Raw genomic sequence first — 20,706 nt, forward strand, 5'->3', positions numbered from 1 at the left:
GTCAGCGGCGCCCCGGCCGGCGTCACCGCCACCGTCACCCCCGGCAGCGTCACCGCCGGCACCGGCGCCACCCTCAACATCGCCACCACCTCGGCGGTGGCGCCCGGGAGTTACCAGCTGACGGTCACCGGCAGCGCGGCCTCCGGCAGTCACACCGGCGTCTTCACCCTGAACGTCACGGGCACCCAGCCCGGCAACGACTTCTCGGTCGCGGTGAACCCGAACTCCGGTACCGTGGCCGCCGGTTCGTCCACGTCCGCGGCCATCGCCACGGCGGTGACGGCGGGCTCGGCGCAGAACCTCAACCTGTCGGTCAGCGGCGCCCCGGCCGGCGTCACCGCCACCGTCACCCCCGGCAGCGTCACCGCCGGCACCGGCGCCACCCTCAACATCGCCACCACCTCGGCCGCCACGGCGGGCAGCTACCCGCTCACCGTGACCGCCACCGGGCCGTCCGGCACCCACACCGCCACGTACGCACTGACCGTCACCGGGACGACCCCGCCGCCCACCGGCCTGGTCAACGGCGGCCTGGAGACCGGCAGCCTCGCCCCGTGGACCTGCCAGAGCGGCGGCGCCGTGGTCTCCACCCCGGTCCACTCCGGGTCCTACGCGCTCCAGGCGGCGGCGACCGCCGGCCAGACCGGCGAGTGCTCGCAGACCGTCACGCTGAAGGCCAACACCAGCTACACGCTGAGTGGTTGGGTGCAGGGCAACTACGCGTACCTCGGCGTCAGCGGTGACGCCACCGCCAGCTCCTGGACCAACGCCTCCGGCTGGACCAAGCTGACCGTCCCCTTCACCACCGGCGCCTCCGGCACCGTCACCGTGTACCTGCACGGCTGGTACGGCCAGGGCAACGTCTTCGGCGACGACTTCTCGATCGCCTGAGCTGCGCTTGACGGCTGATGGCTGACGGCTGACGGTCAACAGGAAACGGATAACAGATAACAGCTGACAGATTTCATTATCTGTCAGCTGTTATCTGTTTGTTGTTCGCTGTTCGCTGTTCGCTGTTCGCTGTTCGCTGTTCGCTGTTCGCTGTTCGCTGTTCGTCGCCGGCTGGCGGCCGTCCGCCGTCAGCTCCCCGCCACCACCTCGGCCTCCGCCGCCTTCGTCCGCCCGGGCCGGCACAGCGTCACGTACGCCGCCATCGCCAGCACTCCGCTCGCCAGGACGACCACCGCCAGCAGCACCGCCGACGGCCGGCCGCCGAGACTGCTCAGCGGCGCGACCACCGCCCCGCACAGGAAGTTGCCCGTGCCGAGCAGCGCCGACGCCGTCCCGGCCGCCCGCGGCTCGACCAGGCTGAGCGCCTGCGCGGCCGTGTTCGGCAGGACCACACCCATGCTGCCCATCATCACGAACAACGGCGGGCAGAACCCGACCAGCCCGAAGTCCCAGACCGCCGTCAGCAACACCAGCGCCACCCCGGCGACCACCGCCGTCGCCAGCCCGGCCAGCATCAGCCCCCGCGGAGCGAAGCGGCGCGCCAGTACCCGTCCGTTCAACTGCGTCATGACGACGATGGCCAGCGAGTTCGCCCCGAAGAGCAGGCTGTAGGTCTGCGGCGAGACCTGGTACACGTGCTGAAGCACCGTGGACGACCCGCTGATGTAGCCGAACAGCGCGCCGAAGGCGAAGGCGCTGGTCAGTGCCAGCCCGAGGAACGGCAGGTTGCGCAGCAACCGCCCCATCGTGCGCAGCGCCGCGCCCACCCCGCCGGTGCCCCGGGCCTGCGTCGGCAGCGTCTCGCGCAGCGCCCCGAAGGCGGCCAGGGTCAGGAGCAGCCCGAGCGCGGTCAGCGCGCCGAAGGTGCCGCGCCACGAGGTGAACCGCATCAGTTGCGCGCCGACGATCGGGGCGAGGATCGGCGCCAGCCCGGATATCAGCGCGATGGAGGCCAGGAACCGCAGCATCGCGACGCCCTGGAAGCGGTCCCGGGCGACGGCCCGGCCGATGACCAGCCCGGCGGATCCGGCCGCGCCCTGGATGAAGCGGGCGATGATCAGCACCGTCAGGCTCGGCGCGATCACGCACACCACGCTGGCCAGGGTGTAGAGGACGAGCCCCGCGAGCAGCGGCGGGCGGCGGCCGTAGCGGTCGCTGAGCGGTCCGAAGAGCAACTGCCCGGCCGCGACCCCGAACATGGAGAAGGTGAGGGTGAGCTGGACGGCGGCCGGTTCGGCGACCAGGTCGTCGGCGATCTCGGGCAGCCCTGGCAGGTAGAGGTCGGTGGTGAGCGGGCCGAGCGCCACGAGGCCGCCCAGGACGGCGATGGTGGCCCGGCCGGGGCGGGACTGGCCGGTGGTGGGGGCGGCGGAGGGAGCGGTCGACGTGTCGCCGGCAGGGCCGACGGTCGGGCCGGGCATGGGGCTCCTCACGGAACGGGGGACGGGACGGGGGCGGGACGGGTTTGTCCACGCCCCGTCCTATCGCAGCCCAGGCCGTTTCCGACAGCGGGGGTCCTCCCTCTGGTCCACCGTCGGCCACCCCGGCGGCACTCGCGCACGACGACGGCCCGCCCGCACCTGTCGGTGCCCGGCGGGCCGATCGGAGCCTGGCGGCGTACTCGGAGCCTCACGGCGTGCGCGGTGCACGACACCCGGCTCGGTGCACGGCACCCGGCTCAGTACACGGCACTCGGCTCAGTGCTTGGTGGGCCGCTCCGAGCGCAGGGCCGCCTGCACCGCCGCGCCGTCCTGCCACGCGTAGAGCTGGTTGCCGGTGAGCGTCACGTTGTAGTGCCCGCAGGTGCCACTGGCCTTGGCCGCGACGCCCTCGGGGAACCAGCCGGCCTTGAGCGACAGCGGCACCGAGTGCGCGGACTTGCCGGGCAGGCCGGTGCTGCAGCCGACGGGCAGCCGTCCTTCCGGAAGGGTGGCGCGCAGCAGGCGGTCGTCGCCGGTGGTGGACATCAGGTACTTCACCGAGGAGGCGTTGTCGGGCAGCCAGGTCGGCATCGAACGGCGCTCGGCCTTGGCCTGGCTGCCGGTGTCGTAGGTGGCCTGCTCCTGGTGGCGTCCGTCGTACCAATCGGACACCCTCGGGCCGATTGCCACGGCGGCCACGGCGACGGCCATGCCGGTGCCCGCGACTCCCAGTGCGACCTTGCTCACGATGCCCTTCATGCCCGCCTGTCCTCTCCGTCTCCGGTTCCGGTCCGGTCGGCGAGGTCTGCCGTCCGGGTGTATCCATCGTGGCCCGTGCCGCGCCTCCGGAGCGTCACCACGAGGTCGCGATCTTGTCTCCATCCCACGGGGTACCGTCTCCACCTTCAGAGGTATGTCCAGCGACCCGGTCTCGGGGTTACACGGTGGGGCGCCCAGGCTGGCACACCGTCTTCAAGTGCCGCCCGGGCCTCGATCGAGCGTCACTCAGGCCGGTCTCCGGCGCAGCCCGGCCTGCTGCACCCGGATGCATCAGCGCGCCCCTGAGGCGTCGTCGGGCCCGGTGCCGGCAACGGTGCCGGCCGCTGGTCGGATCACTGGTCGGAACGCTGGTCGGAGCACTGGTCGGAGCACCGGCCGGACCGCCGATCAGAGCACCGGTCAGATCGGTACCGACACCGCCTCCGGCACCGGCCGGGCGACCGGGAAGGGCCGGCCGTCGAGGGTCCAGTGCGGGTCGATGGGGCGCAGCAGCGAGGCGTACACCTGGGCGGCGACGTCCGGGTGGCGGATCTCCCCGGTGGGCGGGCCGGCCGGGATGCCGTGCCCGGCGCAGGCGACCCAGGCCGTGCGCTCCTCGACGGTGCGGCCGCCGTGGCCGCCGGCGTCGACGTGGCCGTGGTCGGTGACGACGATGACGGTCCACTGCTCGTCGGCGTGGTCGGCACGGCCGCGGACGGCGTCGAGCAGTCGGCCGAGGCGTTCGTCGGCGGTGCGCATGGCCGCCCGGTACTCGTCGCCGCAGCCGAGGAAGTGGGCGGTCTCGTCGACGGCGCCGAGGTAGACGAAGGAGGCTTCCGGGTCGGCGGTGCCCAGGACGTGGACGGCCTCGCGGGTGACCTCCTCGTCGACGGCCTCCCAGGCTTCGGGGGTGTCCTCGGCCGGGGCGATGTACGAGAGCCGGCCGGGGGCGCGGAACAGCGGGCCGCCGGACTCGTTGATCATCAGCGGGTCCCAGCCGGCCGCGACGAAGGTGCGGCGGCGGTCGCCGCGGGCGAGCCGGGTGGCGAAGTCGGGGAACACGTCGAGCCGGTTGCCGCCGAGGTGGTTGCCCCAGACACCGTGCTTGGCGGGCTCGACGCCGGTGACGATGGTGGCCCAGCACGGCCCGGACATGGTGGGCGTGGTGTCCGCGACGGTCACCGGCACCAGGAACCCGGCCTCGGCGAGTTCCTGGAGGCGCGGCATCGGCACGTGCTCCAGGTAGTCGTGGCGGACGCCGTCGATCCCGACGACGAGCACCCGGGGGCGGGGCCACTGGGCAGCGGACATGGCGGGGTTCCTTTCGGTCGTACACATCCGGCCGCGCCCGCCGAGGGCGCCGCCGACCGCGCCATGCTCCACCTCCCGCCGTACCGCCCGGCGTCCACCCGCCGAACGCGGGGTGTCCGCCGGGTGTCAGGCGGCCGTACGGACGAATCGGCGGTCGGCCTGGGCGAGTTGGGAGACCGGTCCGGCGGCGCGCAGCACGACGTCCAGGACGCGGTCCGGGTCGGCTGCGTAGCAGTGCGCGAACCACGGCAGGTTCGCCTCGACGACGGCCCAGTGCTCGGCCGGGTCGTACGGGTCCGCGATCGGGCCGACGTCCAGGGCGACGGCGCTGGGCAGGGTGTCGCCGACTGCCGCGAGCAGGCGCCGGGCGAAGGCGCCGGCCTCGGCGGTCAGCGGTGCCGGGTCGAGCCGGCCGAAGCGGGCGTAGCGGCTGCCGGTGAGCACCTCGCCGTCGCGGACGAACAGCCGGTACTCGGCGGCGAAGGTCACCGGCTCGCTGACCAGGACGGGCGTGTCGGGGCCGATCCGGTCGCCGGTGCGCGGCAGGCGGGTGCCGTCCGGGTAGACCGCGGGCGGGAGCGACTTGTCGGCGGGTGGCTTGACGAATGCCGGGCGGCGCAGCGTCCACGCCTCGGCGAGGGTGGTGAGCTCGATCCGGCGCCGGGTGAACTCCTCGGGCAGGCGGGTGAGCCAGTCGTCGTCGGGTTCGAGCAGGGCGAGGCCGAGCGGTCCGGCGATCCGGGCCGCGGAGAGCGGGCCGCCGTACCAGTGGACGGGCCGCCCCGCGAGGCGCTCGACCGTGGCCGGGCCGTCCAGGACGGCGGTGTCGAGGCCGCGCCGGGCGGCGGCCTGGGTGAGCAGCGCGGTGGTGCTGGTCCGCTGGGCGGAGCTGAGCAGCACGTGGTCCGTGCGCACCTCGCGCGCCGTCACTGCCGGGTGGGGCACGGTTGCGGGCGCCCCACCCGGGCCTTCCTCACCCGGGCGCGCACCAACCGGGCCCGGCGCGGCGGGGCGGACCTCACCCGGGCCCGGCGCGGCGGCGCGCCTCACGGCGGGGCCCGGCGCGGCGGGGCGCGTCACGGCTGGGGACGGAACTCGTGGACGACCTCGATGCGGCCGACGATGTTCCGGTTGAGCTCCGGCAACTCCTCAGCCGGGATCCAGAGTTCGAGGATCGTACGGCCGCCCGCCTGCCGCACCGGATAGCGGGCGAGGAAGGCGGTGTCGACCTCGAAGCGGGTGACGTAGCCGACGCCGGAGGCGGGGACGTTCCAGTCGCGGGCGATGCGGATCGCGTAGTCCTCGTTGAGGACGGGGTAGAAGATCGGCTGCTCGGGCAGCCGGGGCGGCCAGGCGCGCCGGCCGGACGCCTCGACCAGGGCCAGCTCCTCGGGGCCGGTGGGGCGCCAGAGGGTGGTGGTCGGGGCGGTGCCGGGCGTGGTGGGCTTGCTGTTCACGGTGGGCACGGTAGCCGGGCCGCGACGGTCCCGGCCACCGGAATTCCCGAGGTGGACGGCCCGTCAGTGGTAGGCGGACTCGCCCGTGATGGCCTCGCCCAGGATCAGGGTGTGGATCTCGCTGGTGCCCTCGTAGGTGAGCACCGCCTCCAGGTTGTTGGCGTGCCGCAGCACCGGGTACTCGGTGGTGATGCCGTTGGCCCCGAGGACGGTCCGGGCGCTGCGGGCGATCTCCAGCGCCGTGCGGACGTTGTTGAGCTTGCCGAAGCTGATGTGCGGCGGGCGGGCCGCGCCCTCCTCCTTGAGCCGGCCGATCCGCAGGGCGACCAGGTAGGCCTTCTCCACCTCCAGCATCATCTCGACGAGCTTGTGCTGGGTGAGCTGGAATCCGGCGATCGGGCGGTCGAACTGGATCCGGCTCTTCGCGTAGTCGAGGGCGGCGGTGTAGCAGTCGCGGGCGGCGCCGACGGTGCCCCAGAGGATGCCGTAGCGGGCCTCGTTGAGGGAGGAGAGCGGTCCGCGCAGGCCGGTGACGCCCGGCAGGACGGCGTCGGCGGGCAGCACCACCTCGTCGAAGGCGAGTTCGCTCGTGACGGAGGCGCGCAGGGAGAGCTTGCCGTGCACGTCGGTGGCGGTCAGGCCGCGCGCTCCGCGCTCGACCAGGAAGCCGCGCACGCCCTCCTCGGTCTGCGCCCAGACGACGGCGACGTCGGCGATGCTGCCGTTGGTGATCCACATCTTGCTGCCGGAGAGCACCCAGTCGCCGCCCTTGCGCACCGCGCGGGTCCGCATGTTCGCCGGGTCGGAGCCGAAGTCCGGCTCGGTGAGGGCGAAGCAGCCGATCAGCTCACCCGCGGCCATGCCGGGCAGCCAGCGCCGCTTCTGCTCCTCGGAACCGAAGGCGTGGATCGAACGCATCGCGAGCGAGCCCTGCACCGAGACGAAGCTGCGCAGCCCGGAGTCGGCCGCCTCCAGCTCCATGCAGGCGACCCCGTACGCCACCGCGCCGGCGCCCGCGCAGCCGTAGCCGTCGAGGTGCATGCCGAGCACGCCGAGGGCGCCGAGTTCGGGGGCGAGCTCGCGGGCCGGGAAGACGCCGCGCTCGAACCAGTCGCCGATGTGCGGGCGGATCCGCTCCTCGGTGAACCTCCGGACGGTGTCGCGGATCAGCCGCTCCTCGTCGGAGAGCAGGTCGCCGACGGCGAGCAGGTCGGACGGGTCGATCCGGGTCGGCTTCGTCATCGAAGCTCCTTGTAGTGTCGGCGGGATATCGACGGGATCCCGGTCTCGGCGCAGTACCGGCGAGTATGGCGCAACCACCCGGGCGGCGGGCGGGCGCGAGCGAGTGAGGAAGACGACATGGCGGGCGAGGCGTACGCGGTCGGTCAGGTGACGGCGGAGGAGCTGGACGGCGCGGCGGAGGAACTGGCCGGGCTGCTGGTGGACACCGTCCACGGTGGCGGGTCGCTCGGCTTCCTCGCGCCGCTGGGGCGGGCCGAGGCCGTCGCGTGGTGGCGGGCGCTCGCCCCGGAGGTCGCGGCGGAGCGGCTGCTGCTGTGGACGGTCCGGGCGCAGGCCGACGGGCGGCTCGCCGGGACGATCCAGCTGCGCCCGGCGGCGCCCGCGAACGGGCGGCACCGGGGTGAGGTCGCCAAGCTGATGGTGCATCCGGCGGACCGGGGGCAGCGGCTGGCCGGGCGACTGCTGGCGGTGCTGGAGGAGCGGGCGGCCGAGCTGGGGCTGCGGCTGCTGGTGCTGGACACCGAAACGGGCAGCCCGGCCGAACGGCTGTACGAGGCGGCCGGGTGGACCCGGGTCGGTTCGGTGCCGGACTACGCGACCGACCCCTCGGGGGTCGCGCACCCGACGACGATCTTCTTCAAGGCGCTGGGCGGCTGACGGGCGCGCCGCTCACCCCACCCCGCTCACCCCACCCCGCACAGCCGCAGCAGCGCCGTCGTCGCCGCGCCCGCGACCACCACCGCCGGAAACGGCGCCCGCCGCAGCGCGAGCACACCGGCGACCAGGACGCCGGCCGGACGGGCCCAACCGGCGAAGCCCTGGCCCTGGGTGAGGGCGCCGGTGGCGACCAGGGCGACCAGCAGGACGGCCGCGGCGACGGCGAGCAGGTGCCGCACACGCTCCGAGAGGGCGAGCCGGTGGCCGAGGAGCGGCCCGGCGAGGCGGAAGGCGTACGTCCCGACGGCCAGCAGCAGCACGGCGTACAACGGCATCATCGGGCTTCCTCCCGCTCGATCACCGGGACGCCCGGTTCCTCGACCGACGCCCCATTCCGCGACGCCTGCGGCTCCCGCAACTGCAGCGAGTTCTGCGGCTCCCGCACCTCACGCCCCTCCCGCACCTCGCGACCCTCGCGACCGTCACGCCCCTCGCGCGTTCCGGGCCGCCCGGCGAACAACAGCCCGACGAGGGCGAGCAGGACGGGCAGCCCCGCCGGGACGAACGGCGTGGCCGCGACCGCCACGACGGCGCCGGCCACGGCGGCGGTACGGACCCGGCGGTCCGCGAGCGAGGGCAGCACGAGCGCGAGCAGCACGGCGGGGAAGGCCGCGTCGAGGCCCAGCGCGTCCGTGTCCCCGATCAGCCCTCCGGCCAGGGCTCCGAGCACCACCGAGACGTTCCACACCACGAACAGCGCCAGCCCGCAGAGCCAGAACGCGGCCCGTCGCCGCCGCCCGTCGTCCTGCCGCAGGACGAACGCGGCGGTCTCGTCGGTGATCAGCTGCGCGCCGAACAGCCGCCGCCACCACGGGCCGTCGAGCACGTCGGCCACGGCGAAGCCGAAGGGCAGCAGCCGGGCGTTGAGCACCAGTCCGGTGGCGACGGCGGCGAGCGCACCGCCACCGGACAGCACCACACCGACCGCCGCGAACTGGGAGCCGCCCGCGAAGACCAGGACGGAGAGCGCGACCGGCACCCACAGGGGCAGGCCGCCGGAGGCGCTGATCGCGCCGAAGGAGGCGCCGACGAGTGCGTCGGCGAGGCAGACGAGAGCGATGTCCCGAAGGGTGGCATGCTCCAGTGTTCGGAGTAGCGAACGCATGTCCACCAGCGTGAACCCATCGCCCGCCGTTCGTCAAGGCGAACGATTGGACCGACAGGGCGAACGACGGGCAGGTGCGGACAGCCGCCCTCACGAGTGGCAGCATGAACGGCACCAGCCGCACGGGGGCCGGAGAAGGAACCAGGAGAGAGCGTGAGTGGCAAGCATGAGTGACCGGACCACCCCGAGCGCGGGTTCCGGCGCGGATCTGATCGGCCTGATCTCCGTCTCCATCCGGCGCGAGCGCGAACGCGGCGGGCTGTCGATGGCGGAGCTGGCCCGGCGCGCGGGCATCGCCAAGTCGACGCTCTCCCAGCTGGAGTCGGGCGCGGGCAACCCGAGCGTGGAGACGCTCTGGGCCCTCGCCGTCGCGCTGAACGTGCCGTTCAGCCGCCTGGTCGACCCTCCGCGCCCGGCGGTCAAGGTGATCCGGGCCGGCGAGGGCCCGGTGACCCACTCCGAGCGCGCCGACTACGCGGCGACCGTGCTGTCCTCCTGCCCGCCGAACGCCCGGCGCGACATCTACCGGATCGAGGCGCAGCCGGGCGAGACCCGGGCCTCCGACCCGCACATGCCCGGCACCGTCGAGCACGTGCTGGTCGGCTCGGGCCGGGCGCTGGCCGGGCCGACGGAGGCCCCGGTCGAGCTGGGCCCGGGCGACTACGTGAGCTACCCGGGCGATGCCCCGCACGTCTTCCGCGCCCTGGCGCCGGACACCCTCGCGGTGATCGTCATGGAGCACATCTGACGATCCGTCAGATGTGCTCCACTACTTCAACAGCCCGTCCAGGAAGGGGTTTCCGAACACCCGGTGCGGGTCGTGCCGGTCCAGGACGGCGACCGCCTCGTCCCAGCCCGGCCCGCCACCATCACGCAGGCTCGCGGGGATGACCCGACCGAGCAGGTCCGGGTCGGACCAGGCCGCGTCGGCGGTGTACGCCCAGCCCTTGGACCACTCGACCCGCAAGCCCGCCCGGGTGCCGTCGAAGGTGCGCAGCAGCCACTGCTCCAGGTCGCGGGCGAAGCGTTCCAGCCCCGGGGTGCCGGGGAAGGCCAGGACGTCGAGCCAGATCGCGGTGTCCCACTCCGGGCGGTCCGCCCGAGGGCGCAGCGCGGACAGCAGCGGCGGCCGCGCGCCGGGGACGCCGGAGGAGGTCGGGTCGTCCACGCCGGTGACCCGGATCTCCACCGCGCCGTTCACCGGGAACTCCCCCCGGGCCTGGTAGTCGGCCAGCAACTTCCGGTAGTAGGCGGCGAATTCGCTGACCACCCACTGGAGGTCGGCACGCTTGGCGAGGACCGCGTAACCATTGGCGGTGACCCGCAGGGTGGTGGGCCGGACGTACTGCAGCAGGCTGCGCGACGGGCCCCAGAGGTCGGAGCGCAGGCCACCGGCGAGCAGGTGGGTGATCAGGTCGCCGCTGAGCAGGTCGCGCAGCAGTCCGCCGGAGAGGAGGACGTCCGTGAGGTCGCCGGTGAGCGCCACCTTGGCGATCAGGTACTGGAGTTGGCCGAACAGCGGGGCCGATCCCCAGGCGCCGGCGAGGATCTGGCCGGCGAGCCGGGCGACCGGTTCCGGAATGCTGTCCGAGAAGGGGTAGTTGTAGGGCTGGTCGACGGGCAGGGAGCCCAGCGGCTTGGCCGGGGCGACGCTCCAGGTCTTCAGCCAGGGGTACTCGGTGTAGGCGAACCAGATCGTCTCGACCCGGCCGTCGCGCTCGACGAAGTCGGCGAGGGTGCGCGGGCCGCCACCGCCGAGCAGGCCACCCAGGATCCCACCGCCGCCTCCGGTACCGGGGCGGGCGAACAGTTCACTGGCCGGGATGTCGAGACGGCTGACGCAGCGCAGCGGCCGGTCCGCGCCGGCCCGCAGCACGACCTCGGTGAGGAAGGCGCGGCCCAGGTGCACCAGGAAGGCGGCGCTGTCGGCCTCCGCGCGCTCGAAGGTGCGCAGCGTGTAGCGGCCGGTGGCCGGGTCGAGGACGACGGCGGTGAGCCGGACGACCTGGTTGCTGACCGAGCCGTAGCCGTGCCCCTCCGGCCGGAGTTCGTGGGCGGCGGGTACGGCGGTGCCGTGGCCGCCGATGGCGAGCACCCCGCCGACGGTGAGTTCGCCGGGTGCCGGGCACGCGGTCAGGCCGAGGCCCCGGCCGGCCAGGTGGGCGAGCAGGTCCTCCATGGTGGCGCCGGTCTGGACCCGGACGGTGGTCGGCGAGTCGGCGGTCATCGCGGTGAGGTGGCGGCTGGTGTCCACGAGCAGGACGCGGGCGCTGTCCGGGGTCCCGTTGGCGACGGTGAGCGGCGCCCAGGTGTGCCGGTAGCCGGTGGCGCGCAGGCGCCAGCCGTTGGCGTGCGCCCAGTCGGCGAGCGCCGGCACCTCCTCGGGCGTGCGGGGCGCGCAGGTCCACAGCTGGTCGGTGCGGATCTCGCCGGACCAGTTCTGGAAGACCCGCTGGTACAACTCGGTGCCGGCGGGCAGGCCGGGCGGCACCGGGGTGGCCGCCTCGGCGCTGTCCGGGCCGATGGTGCCGCGCAGCAGCCAGGCCGCGCCGCCCAGGGCGGCCGAGGCGCCGAGCATCTGCCGCCTGGTGAGGCCGCCGCCCCTGGCGTTTCCACGGCCCTTCTCGCGCCCGTTCCCCGCGTCCGCGTCCGGGGCCGTCCTCGACTCCGTCCCCGGGTCCGTCCCCCCGCGGTCTTCCGTGCCCCCGGTCATGCCCCGCCCTGTCGTCGTCATGAGTCCGCCCCCACTAGCCGGTCACCCGCGCCGAGCGACGGTGATGCCGCGCAGCGATGATGCCGAGCAGCAGCAGTGATGCCGAGCAGCGGCGATCCGGGTGGGGCCGGTGTGAATCCGGCCTGGGCAGGAGCGTACGAAGTGGCGTACGGCAGTTTGAAGCACTCCACGCAGCTATTCATCCATTCGGGTGATCATGTTCCGGGCCGCGGCCGCTCCGGGCGTAGCGCGGAGCGGTGCGTGCGTCCGCCCCGGGCGGCTCCGTCCCGGCTGCCACGCGAAACCCTTGTCCACCGCCCGGACCTGCGCATACGTTGATCTTTTCCACCTCGTGCCCGGAGACACCGCCATGCCCGCACCCCTGATCGCCGCCACCACCGCCACCGCCGCCCCCACTGCCACCGTCACCGTGGCCGTCGCCCAGCCCGCCTGCGCCGACGCCGGCCGCCCGGACACCGTGGCCGTGAACGTCGAACGGCACGCGCAGGCCGTACGGGAGGCCGCCGCGCGCCTGGTGGTGTTCCCCGAGCTGTCCCTGACCGGTTACGACCTGGCCGCACCCGCGCTCGGCCCGGCCGATCCGCGCCTCGCCCCGCTGGTCGCCGCCTGCGCCGCGACCGGCACGACCGCCCTGGTCGGCGCGCCGGTCACCGAGCCCGACGGGGGCGAGTCCATCGCCACCCTGGCCGTCACCGGCGAAGGCGCCGTCGTCGTGTGTCGGAAGACGCGGCTGCACGGCGCCGAGCACGACCGGTTCACCCCCGGCCACGGGCCCGCCGTCCTGGAACTGGACGGCCTGCGGTTCGGCCTCGCGATCTGCGCCGACGCCGCCGATCCCGCGCACGCCGAGGAGACCGCCGCGCTCGGCATCGACGCCTACGTCGCCTCCACCCTGTACGGCGCGGGGCCCGCACAGGCCGCCCGCCGGGACGGGCACCTCCGCGACCGCGCCGCCACCCACGGGGTGTGGGCCGTGCTGGCCACTTCCGCCGGGGCGAGCGGCGAGCAGCCGCAGACCTCGGGCGGCTCCGGCTTCTGGGCGCCGGGCGGCGCCCTGGTCGCCCAGGCCGGCACCGCGCCGGGCGAACTGGTCCGCGCCGAGCTGCCCCGGCGGTAACGACCGGACGCGGCCGAGCTGTCCCGGCGGTAACGACCGGACGCGACGGTAACGACCGGATGCGGCCGGGCGGACCCGGCGGTAACGACGGGCGCGGCCCGGCCGTAACCGTGGATGCGGCCGGGCCGGAACGGCGAGCGTGGCCGGGCTGCAACACCGGATGCGGCCGGGCGGAAATACCCGGGGCCCGCGCGCGGCTGTGGTGATCGGAGACCGCTCGGGGCCGGACCACCGGCCCGTTCAGGAGGTGCAGCGCGTGATGGGTGACGAGCAGGAGAACCAGCGGGAGTACCGCGTCGAGCACGACTCGATGGGCGAGGTCCGGGTGCCGGCCGCCGCGAAGTGGCAGGCGCAGACGCAGCGGGCGGTGGAGAACTTCCCGGTGTCCGGACAGCGGCTGGAGCGCGCGCACATCGCCGCGCTGGCCGGGATCAAGGCCGCCGCGGCCCGGGTGAACGCCCGTCTCGGCGTCCTGGACGAGGACACGGCGGCGGCGATCGCGGCGGCGGCCGAGGAGGTCGCCGAAGGGCGGTGGGACGACGAGTTCCCGGTGGACGTGTTCCAGACCGGTTCGGGCACCTCGTCCAACATGAACGCCAACGAGGTGATCGCCACCCTGGCCGCCGAGCGGCTGGGCCGCCCGGTCCACCCGAACGACCACGTGAATGCCAGCCAGTCGTCCAACGACGTCTTCCCGTCCTCGATCCACATCGCCGCCACCGCCGCCGTCACGCACGACCTGATCCCGGCGCTGGAGCACCTGGCGGAGGCGCTGGAACGCAAGGCCGCCGAGTTCGCGCAGGTGGTCAAGTCGGGCCGGACGCACCTGATGGACGCCACGCCGGTCACCCTCGGCCAGGAGTTCGGCGGCTACGCCGCTCAGGTGCGGCACGGGCGGGAGCGGCTGCTGGCGACGCTCCCCCGGGTCGCCGAACTGCCCCTCGGCGGCACGGCGGTGGGCACCGGGATCAACACCCCGCCGGGCTTCCCGGCGGCGGTGATCGAGGAGGTCGCCCGCACCACCGGCCTGCCGCTGACCGAGGCCCGGGACCACTTCGAGGCGCAGGGCGCCCGCGACGCCCTGGTCGAGCTGAGCGGGCAACTGCGCACGGTGGCCGTCGGCTTCACGAAGATCGCGAACGACCTGCGGTGGATGGGCTCGGGCCCGCGCACCGGCCTCGGCGAGATCAACCTGCCGGACCTGCAACCCGGTTCGTCGATCATGCCGGGCAAGGTGAACCCGGTGCTCCCCGAGGTGGTGCTGATGGTCGCCGCCCAGGTGGTCGGCAACGACGCGACGGTCACCCTGGCCGGCGCGAGCGGCAACTTCGAGCTGAACGTGATGCTCCCGGTGCTCGCCCGCAACGTGCTGGAGTCGGTGAGGCTGCTCGCCAACAGCGCCCGGCTGCTCGCGGACCGGACGGTGGACGGCATCACCGCCAACGTCGAACGGGCCCGGGAGTACGCGGAGTCCTCCCCCTCGGTGGTCACCCCGCTGAACCGCTACCTCGGGTACGAGGAGGCGGCGAAGGTCGCCAAGCAGGCGCTGGCCGAACGGAAGACGATCCGACAGGTCGTGCTGGAGCACGGCTACGTGGAACAGGGCAAGCTCACCCGGGAACAGCTCGACGAGGCCCTGGACGTCCTGCGGATGACCCGCCCGTGACGGCCACCCACCCGCCCATGACGGCCAACGACCCACCCGTGACGGCCGCGGCTCCCTGACGACGTGCGCCGGGGCGCGGAGGACGGTTCGGCCCTCCACGCCCCGGGACGCGGACTGTCAGTGACGTCAGCCCTTGGCGCGGCCGGCCCGGCCGAGCCGCATCGCAGCTCCGTTCGCCGTGATCGTGGCCATCGAGATCGCCGCGAGACCGAGCAGGAACATCACGGCACCGACGATGACGCAGGTGACGATGTTCCTGCCCTGCGCGGCCGATCCGGAGACGAGCCAGGGAGAGACGATCGTCCACGCGCCGAGCACGGTGGCCGCCCAGGCCCTCGCGTGGGTGCGCTCGTAGGCCGACCCGTATCCCGCCATCAGCACGCAGTAGGCCAGGCCGACGATCAGGCAGGTCACGGTCAGCGTGTTGAAGGCGGTGAAGCCGACGATCCATGGCGATGCCGCCAGGAACAGGCCGGCCAGCACGGCCAGGGCCTCCGTGGCCTGGGCGCGCGGGGTCGAGGTGATCCGCTCGTAGTGCTCCCGGAGTTCGACGATGTCCGGGTGATGCTCCATGCCCATCGGAATCTGGGTAGACACCGATACCACCTCCTATGGTTCGGAACATGGAGGGCTCTTGCCCCGTACCCATTCTGGCGCTTATCCGATGATTTGCGCCTTTTGGTCGCAAATGATCGATAACCATCCGATCACGCCGGTGACCTGCGTCTCACCACTCCGGACCCCCATTGCCTATGCAATTCGTTGCATAGCAGGATGCGGGACATGGCACTGGAGCACGCGATCCTCGTCTCACTGCTGGAGCAGCCGGGCTCGGGCTACGAACTGGCCCGGCGCTTCGACCGCTCCATCGGGCGCTTCTGGACCGCCACCCACCAGCAGATCTACAAGGTGCTGCGGCGGATGGAGGCCGACGGCTGGGTCGCCGCCGAGGAGGTCGCCCAGGACGGCCGGCCGGACAAGAAGGTCTACTCGGCGGCCGACGCCGGACGGGCCGTGCTCGCCGACTGGCTGCGCGAACCGGTCGAGCCGGAGTCCGTCCGACACGAGCTCGCGGTCAAGATCCGCGCCGCCGCCTTCGACGACCCGGCCGCGCTGATCTCCGAGGTCGAACGGCACCGCGAGGGCCACGCCGCCCTGCTCGCCCGCTACCTGCACGGCGAGCAGCGCGACTTCCCCGACCTCACCGCGCTCGACACCCGGCAGGAGCTCCAGCACGTGGTGCTGCGCGGCGGCATCGAGTACGAGCGGATGACCCTCGCCTGGCTCGACGACGTGCTCGCCACCCTGCACCGCCTCGCCGCGGGTGACGGGTGACGGGTCACAGATGACGGGTGACAGATAACAGAATCTGAACGCTGAAATCTGAAATCTGTCAGTTGTCATCTGTTCGCTGTTCGCTGTTCGCTGTCACCCGCCAGCCACCACCCACCAGCCCCACCCGCCGCCTCCTCACCCTCGACCCCCGGGAGCCCGTGATGCTCTTCAACCCGCGTACGTACGACCCCGCGCAGTTCGACGAGCCGACCCGCCGGCTGCTGCGCGCGACCGTGGACTGGTTCGAGTCCCGCGGCAAGAAGGCGCTGATCGACACCTACGTCGACCGCACCTGGTACGCCGACTTCCTCGAATTCGCCGCCGAGGAGGGCCTGTTCGCGGAGTTCCTGACCCCGTCCGCGGCCGACCCGGGCAAGCGCTGGGACACCTCCCGGATCGCCGAGCTGAACGAGATCCTGGGCTTCTACGGCCTCGGCTACTGGTACACCTGGCAGGTCACCATCCTCGGCCTCGGGCCGGTCTGGCAGAGCAAGAACGAGGCCGTCCGGGCCCGCGCCGCCAAGCTCCTGACGGAGGGTCATGTCATGGCGTTCGGGCTCTCCGAGCGCACCCACGGCGCCGACATCTACTCCACCGACATGATCCTCACCCCGGACGGCGAGGGCGGTTTCACCGCGACCGGCTCCAAGTACTACATCGGCAACGGCAACGTGGCCGGCCTGGTCTCGGTGTTCGGCCGCCGCTCCGATGTCGAGGGCCCCGAGGGCTACGTCTTCTTCGCCGCCGACAGCCGCCACGACGCGTACCACCTGGTCAAGAACGTCGTGAATGCCCAGATGTACGTCAGCGAGTTCCGGCTGGAGGGCTATCCGGTGCGCGCCGAGGACGTGCTGCACACCGGGCAGGCCGCCTTCGACGCCGCGCTGAACACCGTCAACGTCGGCAAGTTCAACCTCTGCACGGCCTCGGTCGGCATCTGCGAGCACGCGATGTACGAGGCCGTCACGCACGCCCACAACCGGGTGCTGTACGGCCGGAAGGTCACCGACTTCCCCCACGTGCGGCGGGAGTTGACCGACGCGTACGCCCGCCTGGTGGCGATGAAGATGTTCAGCGCGCGGGCCGTGGACTACTTCCGCACCGCCTCCCCCGAGGACCGCCGCTACCTGCTGTTCAACCCGATGACCAAGATGAAGGTCACCACCGAGGGCGAGAAGGTCATCGACCTGATGTGGGACGTCATCGCGGCCAAGGGCTTCGAGGCGGACACCTACTTCGACAAGGCGGCGAAGGACATCCGCGGCCTGCCGAAGCTGGAGGGCACCGTCCACGTCAACCTGGCGCTGATCCTCAAGTTCATGGGCAACTACCTGTTCGCCCCGAGCGACTACGCCCCGGTGCCGACCCGGCTGGACGCCACCGATGACGCCTTCCTTTTCCGCCAGGGTGCGGCCCGCGGCCTCGGCGCGATCCGTTTCCACGACTGGCGCACCGCGTACGACCGCCACACCCAGCTGCCGAACGTCGCCCGCTTCCGCGAACAGGCCGACGGCTTCTGCGAGTTGCTCCTCAGCTACGCGCCGAGCAAGGAGCAGCAGGCGGACCTGGACTTCCTGCTGGAGATCGGCCAGCTGTTCGCGCTGATCGTCTACGGCCAGCTGGTGCTGGAGCAGGCGGAGCTGACCGGCCTGGACGAGGACGTCCTGGACCAGATCTTCGACGCGCTGGTCCGCGACTTCTCCGCGCACGCGACCGAGCTGCACGGCAAGGCCTCGACGACCCCGGAGCAGGCCGCCTGGGCGTTGGCGAACGTGCGCCGGCCGGTCGCCAACGCGGAGCGGGCCGCCGCCGTGTGGGCCCGGGTCGAGGAGCTGTCGGGCGCGTACGAGATGCGGCCGTAGCCGCCGCGCAGAACGAGGAACGAGCCCGGGGGTGGGGGGGGGGGGGACGGGGGAGCCCCCCCGCCCCCCCCCCCCCCCCCCCCGCCCGCGCCCCCCATTGCCCGCCCCCCCGACCCCCGGCCCGCGCCCTCGGTGCCCCGCCCGACGCCGCCCGGACGTACCGTGGAACACGGAGGGCGCGTCATGCACGGCACCGGGACCCACTTCACCGACCGGACCGACGCGGGCCGGCGGCTGGCCGCCCGCGTGGGCCACCTGTGCGGCGCCGACACCGTGGTGGTGGCCCTGCCCAGGGGCGGGGTTCCGGTGGCCGCCGAGGTGGCGGCCGCGCTCGGCGCTCCGCTGGACATCTGCGTGATCCGCAAGCTCGGCGTGCCCTACCAGCCCGAGCTGGGCATGGGGGCGATCGGCGAGGACGGCGTCCGGGTGCTGAACGAGCAGGTCATCCGGCTGGCCGGGGTCGGCGACGACCAGCTGGCCGCCGTGGAGCGGCGCGAGCGCACCGAGTTGGAGCGCCGGGCCCGCCGCTACCGGGGCGGCCGCCCGCCCGCCGACCTGCGCGGCCGCACGGTGATCGTGGTGGACGACGGCGTCGCCACCGGCTCCACCGCCCGGGCCGCCTGCCGGATCGTCCGGGCCCGGGGCGCGGCCCGGGTGGTGCTCGCCGTCCCGGTGGCCCCGGCGGACTGGACGGAGCGCCTGTCCGAGGTCGCCGACGAGCTGGTCTGCGTCGGTACGCCGTCGCCGTTCTTCTCGATCGGCGAGTTCTACGGGGACTTCGCGCAGACCGGCGACGAGGAGGTCCTGCGGCTGCTCGCCGAGGCCGCGGGCGGGCGCGCGCCAGGGCCGGTGGGCGTGGACCGCGAGCTGGTCCTGCGCGCCGCCGGTGTGCGCCTCGCCGGCCGGCTGGCCGTCCCCGCCGCACCGAGCGGCATCGTGCTCTTCGCGCACGGCAGCGGCAGCGGCCGGCGCAGCCCGCGCAACCGTCACGTCGCCCGGTACCTGAACCGCTCCGGGCTTGCCACGCTGCTGTTCGACCTGCTCACCGAGGCCGAGGAGCCGGACCGCCGCAAGGTGTTCGACGTCGGTCTGCTCGGTGACCGGCTGACCGCCGTCGCCGAGGAGCTGGGCCGGCTGGAGGAGACCCGCGGCCTGCCGCTCGGCCTCTTCGGCGCCAGCACCGGCGCCGCGGCCGCGCTGCACACCGCCGCCGCCCTGCACACCGCCACCTCGCTCGGGCCCGCCGTCGGCGCGGTGGTCTCCCGCGGCGGGCGCCCCGACCTCGCCGGTCCCGACGTCCTGGGCCGGGTGAGCGCCCCGACGCTGCTCGTGGTCGGCGGCCTGGACACCACCGTGATCGACCTGAACCGGCGGGCCCGGGCCCGGCTGCACTGCGTGAGCGAACTGGCGGTGGTGCCGGGTGCGGGCCATCTGTTCGAGGAGCCGGGCACGTTGGACCAGGTCGCCGAGCTCGCCGGGGCCTGGTTCCTGCGCCACCTCGCACCGCCCGGGACCGTCCAGGAGCCGGTGTCGCGAACCCCGTGAACCGGCCCCGATCGGCAGCACATTTTGCGCAGCCGAATGCGGGATTTCCTGATCAGCTTGTACACATTGAACAGTGAAATCCCGACCTGTTGCCCAGCCACCCGGACAGGAGCAAGCTCTCCGCCAGCCGCACCGCCCACCCGTTCGCGGCGCGGCCGCCTCAAGCGGACGCCTCAGAGCCGAGGCCAAAAGTGGAGGAACGACCGATGACCCCGCAGTCCCACGCCCTTGAGCTGACCCCCGAGGAGCGCGAGGCCGGCCTCGACGCCGACCAGCTGCGCCGCCTCGTCGGCCTCGTCGAGCACGACCCGGCCACCGACCCGTTCCCCGTCACCGCGCAGGACGCGGTCGTCTTCGTGGTCGGCAACGCCACCCAGACGGCCCAGTTCTACCAGGCCGTGTTCGGCATGGAGCTGGTCGCCTACTCCGGCCCGGAGACCGGCCGTCGCGACCGCAAGGCCTTCGTGCTCCGCTCCGGCTCCTGCCGCTTCGTGATCAAGGGCGGGGTGCTGCCGGACAGCCCGCTGCTGGACCACCACCGCCGCCACGGCGACGGCGTCGTCGACCTGGCCCTGGAGGTCCCGGACGTCGACAAGTGCATCGCGCACGCCCGCGCCACCGGCGCGACCGTCCTGGAGGAGCCGAACGACGTCTCCGACGAGAACGGCACCGTGCGCCGCGCGGCCATCGCCACCTACGGCGAGACCCGCCACACCCTGATCGACCGCTCCCGCTACCACGGCCCCTACCTGCCGGGGTACATCACCGCGCAGAGCAAGGTCCAGCACCCGGAGGGCTCGCCCAAGCGCCTGTTCCAGGCCCTCGACCACGCCGTCGGCAACGTCGAGCTGGGCCGGATGGACGAGTGGGTTTCGTTCTACAACCGGGTCATGGGCTTCGTGAACATGGCCGAGTTCGTCGGCGACGACATCGCCACCGACTACTCCGCCCTGATGTCCAAGGTCGTCGCCAGCGGCAACCACCGGGTGAAGTTCCCGCTCAACGAGCCGGCCATCGCCAAGAAGCGGTCGCAGATCGACGAGTACCTGGAGTTCTACACCGGCCCCGGCTGCCAGCACATGGCGCTCGCCACCAATGACATCCTCACCACCGTCGACGTGCTGCGCTCGCGCGGCGTGGAGTTCCTCAACACCCCCGACTCGTACTACGACGACCCGGAGCTGCGCGCCCGGATCGGCAAGGTGCGGGTGGACATCAACGAGCTGAAGTCGCGCGGCATCCTGGTCGACCGCGACGAGGACGGCTACCTGCTGCAGATCTTCACCAAGCCGATCGGCGACCGCCCCACCGTCTTCTACGAGTTCATCGAGCGGCACGGTTCGCTGGGCTTCGGCAAGGGCAACTTCAAGGCGCTGTTCGAGGCGATCGAGCGCGAGCAGGACGCCCGCGGCAACCTGTGAGTGCTGGGGAGCCCTGAGCACGGGGAGTCCTGAACACGGGGGAACCCCGGGTGCTGAGCAGCT

The 20,706-nt window shown here is 73.2% G+C and carries 19 protein-coding genes; 9 read left to right on the plus strand and 10 right to left on the minus strand.

What is annotated here, in order from left to right; all coding sequences use genetic code 11:
• Positions 1–891: carbohydrate binding domain-containing protein (locus ACFVX9_RS05635; protein ID WP_387980539.1), on the plus strand; the 891-nt coding region annotated here is incomplete at its 5' end.
• Between the two features lie 188 nt (positions 892–1,079).
• Here ACFVX9_RS05635 and ACFVX9_RS05640 read toward each other — a convergent pair.
• The 6 genes from ACFVX9_RS05640 to ACFVX9_RS05665 all read right to left on the minus strand — a co-directional run bounded on the left by ACFVX9_RS05640 (position 1,080) and on the right by ACFVX9_RS05665 (position 7,141).
• Entirely contained in the window at positions 1,080–2,372 is a 1,293-nt protein-coding gene (locus tag ACFVX9_RS05640; RefSeq protein ID WP_363366938.1) for a multidrug effflux MFS transporter, read from the minus strand.
• 276 nt (positions 2,373–2,648) lie between these two features.
• Positions 2,649–3,131, minus strand: a complete 483-nt coding sequence (locus tag ACFVX9_RS05645) for a hypothetical protein (protein ID WP_063349900.1) — start codon at positions 3,129–3,131, stop codon at positions 2,649–2,651.
• 420 nt (positions 3,132–3,551) lie between these two features.
• On the minus strand, positions 3,552–4,442 hold the full coding sequence (locus ACFVX9_RS05650) for an alkaline phosphatase family protein (RefSeq protein WP_363366936.1): 891 nt from the start codon (positions 4,440–4,442) through the stop codon (positions 3,552–3,554).
• Positions 4,443–4,568: 126 nt separating this feature from the next.
• Positions 4,569–5,357 carry an ATP-grasp domain-containing protein gene (locus tag ACFVX9_RS05655; RefSeq protein ID WP_363366934.1) on the minus strand — a complete coding sequence of 263 codons (789 nt, stop codon included), beginning with the start codon at positions 5,355–5,357 and terminating at the stop codon, positions 4,569–4,571.
• Positions 5,358–5,518: 161 nt separating this feature from the next.
• Positions 5,519–5,899: a hypothetical protein gene (locus ACFVX9_RS05660; protein ID WP_063351514.1), complete on the minus strand. Its 381-nt coding sequence runs from the start codon at positions 5,897–5,899 to the stop codon at positions 5,519–5,521.
• Between the two features lie 63 nt (positions 5,900–5,962).
• Positions 5,963–7,141: an acyl-CoA dehydrogenase family protein gene (locus ACFVX9_RS05665; protein WP_387980543.1), complete on the minus strand. Its 1,179-nt coding sequence runs from the start codon at positions 7,139–7,141 to the stop codon at positions 5,963–5,965.
• A 117-nt stretch (positions 7,142–7,258) separates the two neighbouring features.
• On the opposite strand from ACFVX9_RS05665, the gene ACFVX9_RS05670 reads away from it, so the two are divergent.
• A complete protein-coding gene (locus ACFVX9_RS05670; protein WP_387980545.1) occupies positions 7,259–7,798 on the plus strand; it encodes a GNAT family N-acetyltransferase in 540 nt (179 codons plus the stop codon).
• Positions 7,799–7,824: 26 nt separating this feature from the next.
• Here the strand turns inward: ACFVX9_RS05670 and ACFVX9_RS05675 are convergent, their stop codons facing one another.
• Both ACFVX9_RS05675 and ACFVX9_RS05680 read right to left on the minus strand, forming a co-directional pair.
• Entirely contained in the window at positions 7,825–8,133 is a 309-nt protein-coding gene (locus ACFVX9_RS05675; protein WP_063349896.1) for an AzlD domain-containing protein, read from the minus strand.
• Positions 8,133–8,963 (minus strand): AzlC family ABC transporter permease, encoded by an 831-nt coding sequence (locus tag ACFVX9_RS05680; protein WP_380369088.1) that lies wholly within the window; start codon positions 8,961–8,963, stop codon positions 8,133–8,135. The genes ACFVX9_RS05675 and ACFVX9_RS05680 overlap by 1 nt, the downstream gene beginning before the upstream one ends.
• Before the next feature lie 166 nt (positions 8,964–9,129).
• Between ACFVX9_RS05680 and ACFVX9_RS05685 the strand changes: the two genes are divergently transcribed.
• A complete protein-coding gene (locus ACFVX9_RS05685; RefSeq protein WP_363367331.1) occupies positions 9,130–9,711 on the plus strand; it encodes a helix-turn-helix domain-containing protein in 582 nt (193 codons plus the stop codon).
• A gap of 21 nt (positions 9,712–9,732) precedes the next feature.
• Here the strand turns inward: ACFVX9_RS05685 and ACFVX9_RS05690 are convergent, their stop codons facing one another.
• Positions 9,733–11,541 carry a cholesterol oxidase substrate-binding domain-containing protein gene (locus ACFVX9_RS05690; protein ID WP_387980698.1) on the minus strand — a complete coding sequence of 603 codons (1,809 nt, stop codon included), beginning with the start codon at positions 11,539–11,541 and terminating at the stop codon, positions 9,733–9,735.
• A 505-nt stretch (positions 11,542–12,046) separates the two neighbouring features.
• Here ACFVX9_RS05690 and ACFVX9_RS05695 point away from each other — a divergent pair.
• Positions 12,047–12,814: a carbon-nitrogen hydrolase family protein gene (locus ACFVX9_RS05695; protein WP_387980547.1), complete on the plus strand. Its 768-nt coding sequence runs from the start codon at positions 12,047–12,049 to the stop codon at positions 12,812–12,814.
• A gap of 259 nt (positions 12,815–13,073) precedes the next feature.
• The gene (locus tag ACFVX9_RS05700) at positions 13,074–14,480 is read left to right on the plus strand and encodes an aspartate ammonia-lyase (protein WP_063349891.1); all 1,407 of its coding nucleotides are present in this window, start codon (positions 13,074–13,076) and stop codon (positions 14,478–14,480) included.
• Between the two features lie 126 nt (positions 14,481–14,606).
• Here the strand turns inward: ACFVX9_RS05700 and ACFVX9_RS05705 are convergent, their stop codons facing one another.
• Positions 14,607–15,077, minus strand: coding sequence for an SPW repeat protein (locus ACFVX9_RS05705; RefSeq protein WP_063349890.1), 471 nt, complete (start codon positions 15,075–15,077; stop codon positions 14,607–14,609).
• A 186-nt stretch (positions 15,078–15,263) separates the two neighbouring features.
• On the opposite strand from ACFVX9_RS05705, the gene ACFVX9_RS05710 reads away from it, so the two are divergent.
• From ACFVX9_RS05710 to hppD, 4 genes are all read left to right on the plus strand, one after another.
• Positions 15,264–15,815 carry a PadR family transcriptional regulator gene (locus tag ACFVX9_RS05710; protein ID WP_387980549.1) on the plus strand — a complete coding sequence of 184 codons (552 nt, stop codon included), beginning with the start codon at positions 15,264–15,266 and terminating at the stop codon, positions 15,813–15,815.
• Between the two features lie 161 nt (positions 15,816–15,976).
• The gene (locus tag ACFVX9_RS05715) at positions 15,977–17,677 is read left to right on the plus strand and encodes an acyl-CoA dehydrogenase family protein (RefSeq protein WP_380369072.1); all 1,701 of its coding nucleotides are present in this window, start codon (positions 15,977–15,979) and stop codon (positions 17,675–17,677) included.
• 183 nt (positions 17,678–17,860) lie between these two features.
• On the plus strand, positions 17,861–19,222 hold the full coding sequence (locus ACFVX9_RS05720; protein WP_387980551.1) for a phosphoribosyltransferase family protein: 1,362 nt from the start codon (positions 17,861–17,863) through the stop codon (positions 19,220–19,222).
• A 206-nt stretch (positions 19,223–19,428) separates the two neighbouring features.
• Positions 19,429–20,643, plus strand: a complete 1,215-nt coding sequence (gene hppD, locus ACFVX9_RS05725; protein WP_063349886.1) for a 4-hydroxyphenylpyruvate dioxygenase — start codon at positions 19,429–19,431, stop codon at positions 20,641–20,643.
• Positions 20,644–20,706: the final 63 nt, after the last annotated feature.

Source organism: Kitasatospora sp. NPDC058243 (assembly GCF_042882025.1).
In the GTDB taxonomy this organism is placed as follows: domain Bacteria; phylum Actinomycetota; class Actinomycetes; order Streptomycetales; family Streptomycetaceae; genus Kitasatospora.

Excerpts from the sequence above, each read along its gene's own strand:
- ACFVX9_RS05695 (WP_387980547.1), top strand. The coding sequence starts at position 12,047 with ATGCCCGCACCCCTGATCGCCGCCACCACCGCCACCGCCGCCCCCACT.
- ACFVX9_RS05665 (WP_387980543.1), bottom strand. The coding sequence starts at position 7,141 with ATGACGAAGCCGACCCGGATCGACCCGTCCGACCTGCTCGCCGTCGGC.
- hppD (WP_063349886.1), top strand. The coding sequence starts at position 19,429 with ATGACCCCGCAGTCCCACGCCCTTGAGCTGACCCCCGAGGAGCGCGAG.
- ACFVX9_RS05710 (WP_387980549.1), top strand. The coding sequence starts at position 15,264 with ATGGCACTGGAGCACGCGATCCTCGTCTCACTGCTGGAGCAGCCGGGC.
- ACFVX9_RS05720 (WP_387980551.1), top strand. The coding sequence starts at position 17,861 with ATGCACGGCACCGGGACCCACTTCACCGACCGGACCGACGCGGGCCGG.
- ACFVX9_RS05645 (WP_063349900.1), bottom strand. The coding sequence starts at position 3,131 with ATGAAGGGCATCGTGAGCAAGGTCGCACTGGGAGTCGCGGGCACCGGC.
- ACFVX9_RS05690 (WP_387980698.1), bottom strand. The coding sequence starts at position 11,541 with ATGCTCGGCGCCTCGGCCGCCCTGGGCGGCGCGGCCTGGCTGCTGCGC.
- ACFVX9_RS05650 (WP_363366936.1), bottom strand. The coding sequence starts at position 4,442 with ATGTCCGCTGCCCAGTGGCCCCGCCCCCGGGTGCTCGTCGTCGGGATC.
- ACFVX9_RS05715 (WP_380369072.1), top strand. The coding sequence starts at position 15,977 with ATGCTCTTCAACCCGCGTACGTACGACCCCGCGCAGTTCGACGAGCCG.
- ACFVX9_RS05640 (WP_363366938.1), bottom strand. The coding sequence starts at position 2,372 with ATGCCCGGCCCGACCGTCGGCCCTGCCGGCGACACGTCGACCGCTCCC.
- ACFVX9_RS05700 (WP_063349891.1), top strand. The coding sequence starts at position 13,074 with ATGGGTGACGAGCAGGAGAACCAGCGGGAGTACCGCGTCGAGCACGAC.
- ACFVX9_RS05670 (WP_387980545.1), top strand. The coding sequence starts at position 7,259 with ATGGCGGGCGAGGCGTACGCGGTCGGTCAGGTGACGGCGGAGGAGCTG.
- ACFVX9_RS05680 (WP_380369088.1), bottom strand. The coding sequence starts at position 8,963 with ATGCGTTCGCTACTCCGAACACTGGAGCATGCCACCCTTCGGGACATC.
- ACFVX9_RS05675 (WP_063349896.1), bottom strand. The coding sequence starts at position 8,133 with ATGCCGTTGTACGCCGTGCTGCTGCTGGCCGTCGGGACGTACGCCTTC.
- ACFVX9_RS05685 (WP_363367331.1), top strand. The coding sequence starts at position 9,130 with ATGAGTGACCGGACCACCCCGAGCGCGGGTTCCGGCGCGGATCTGATC.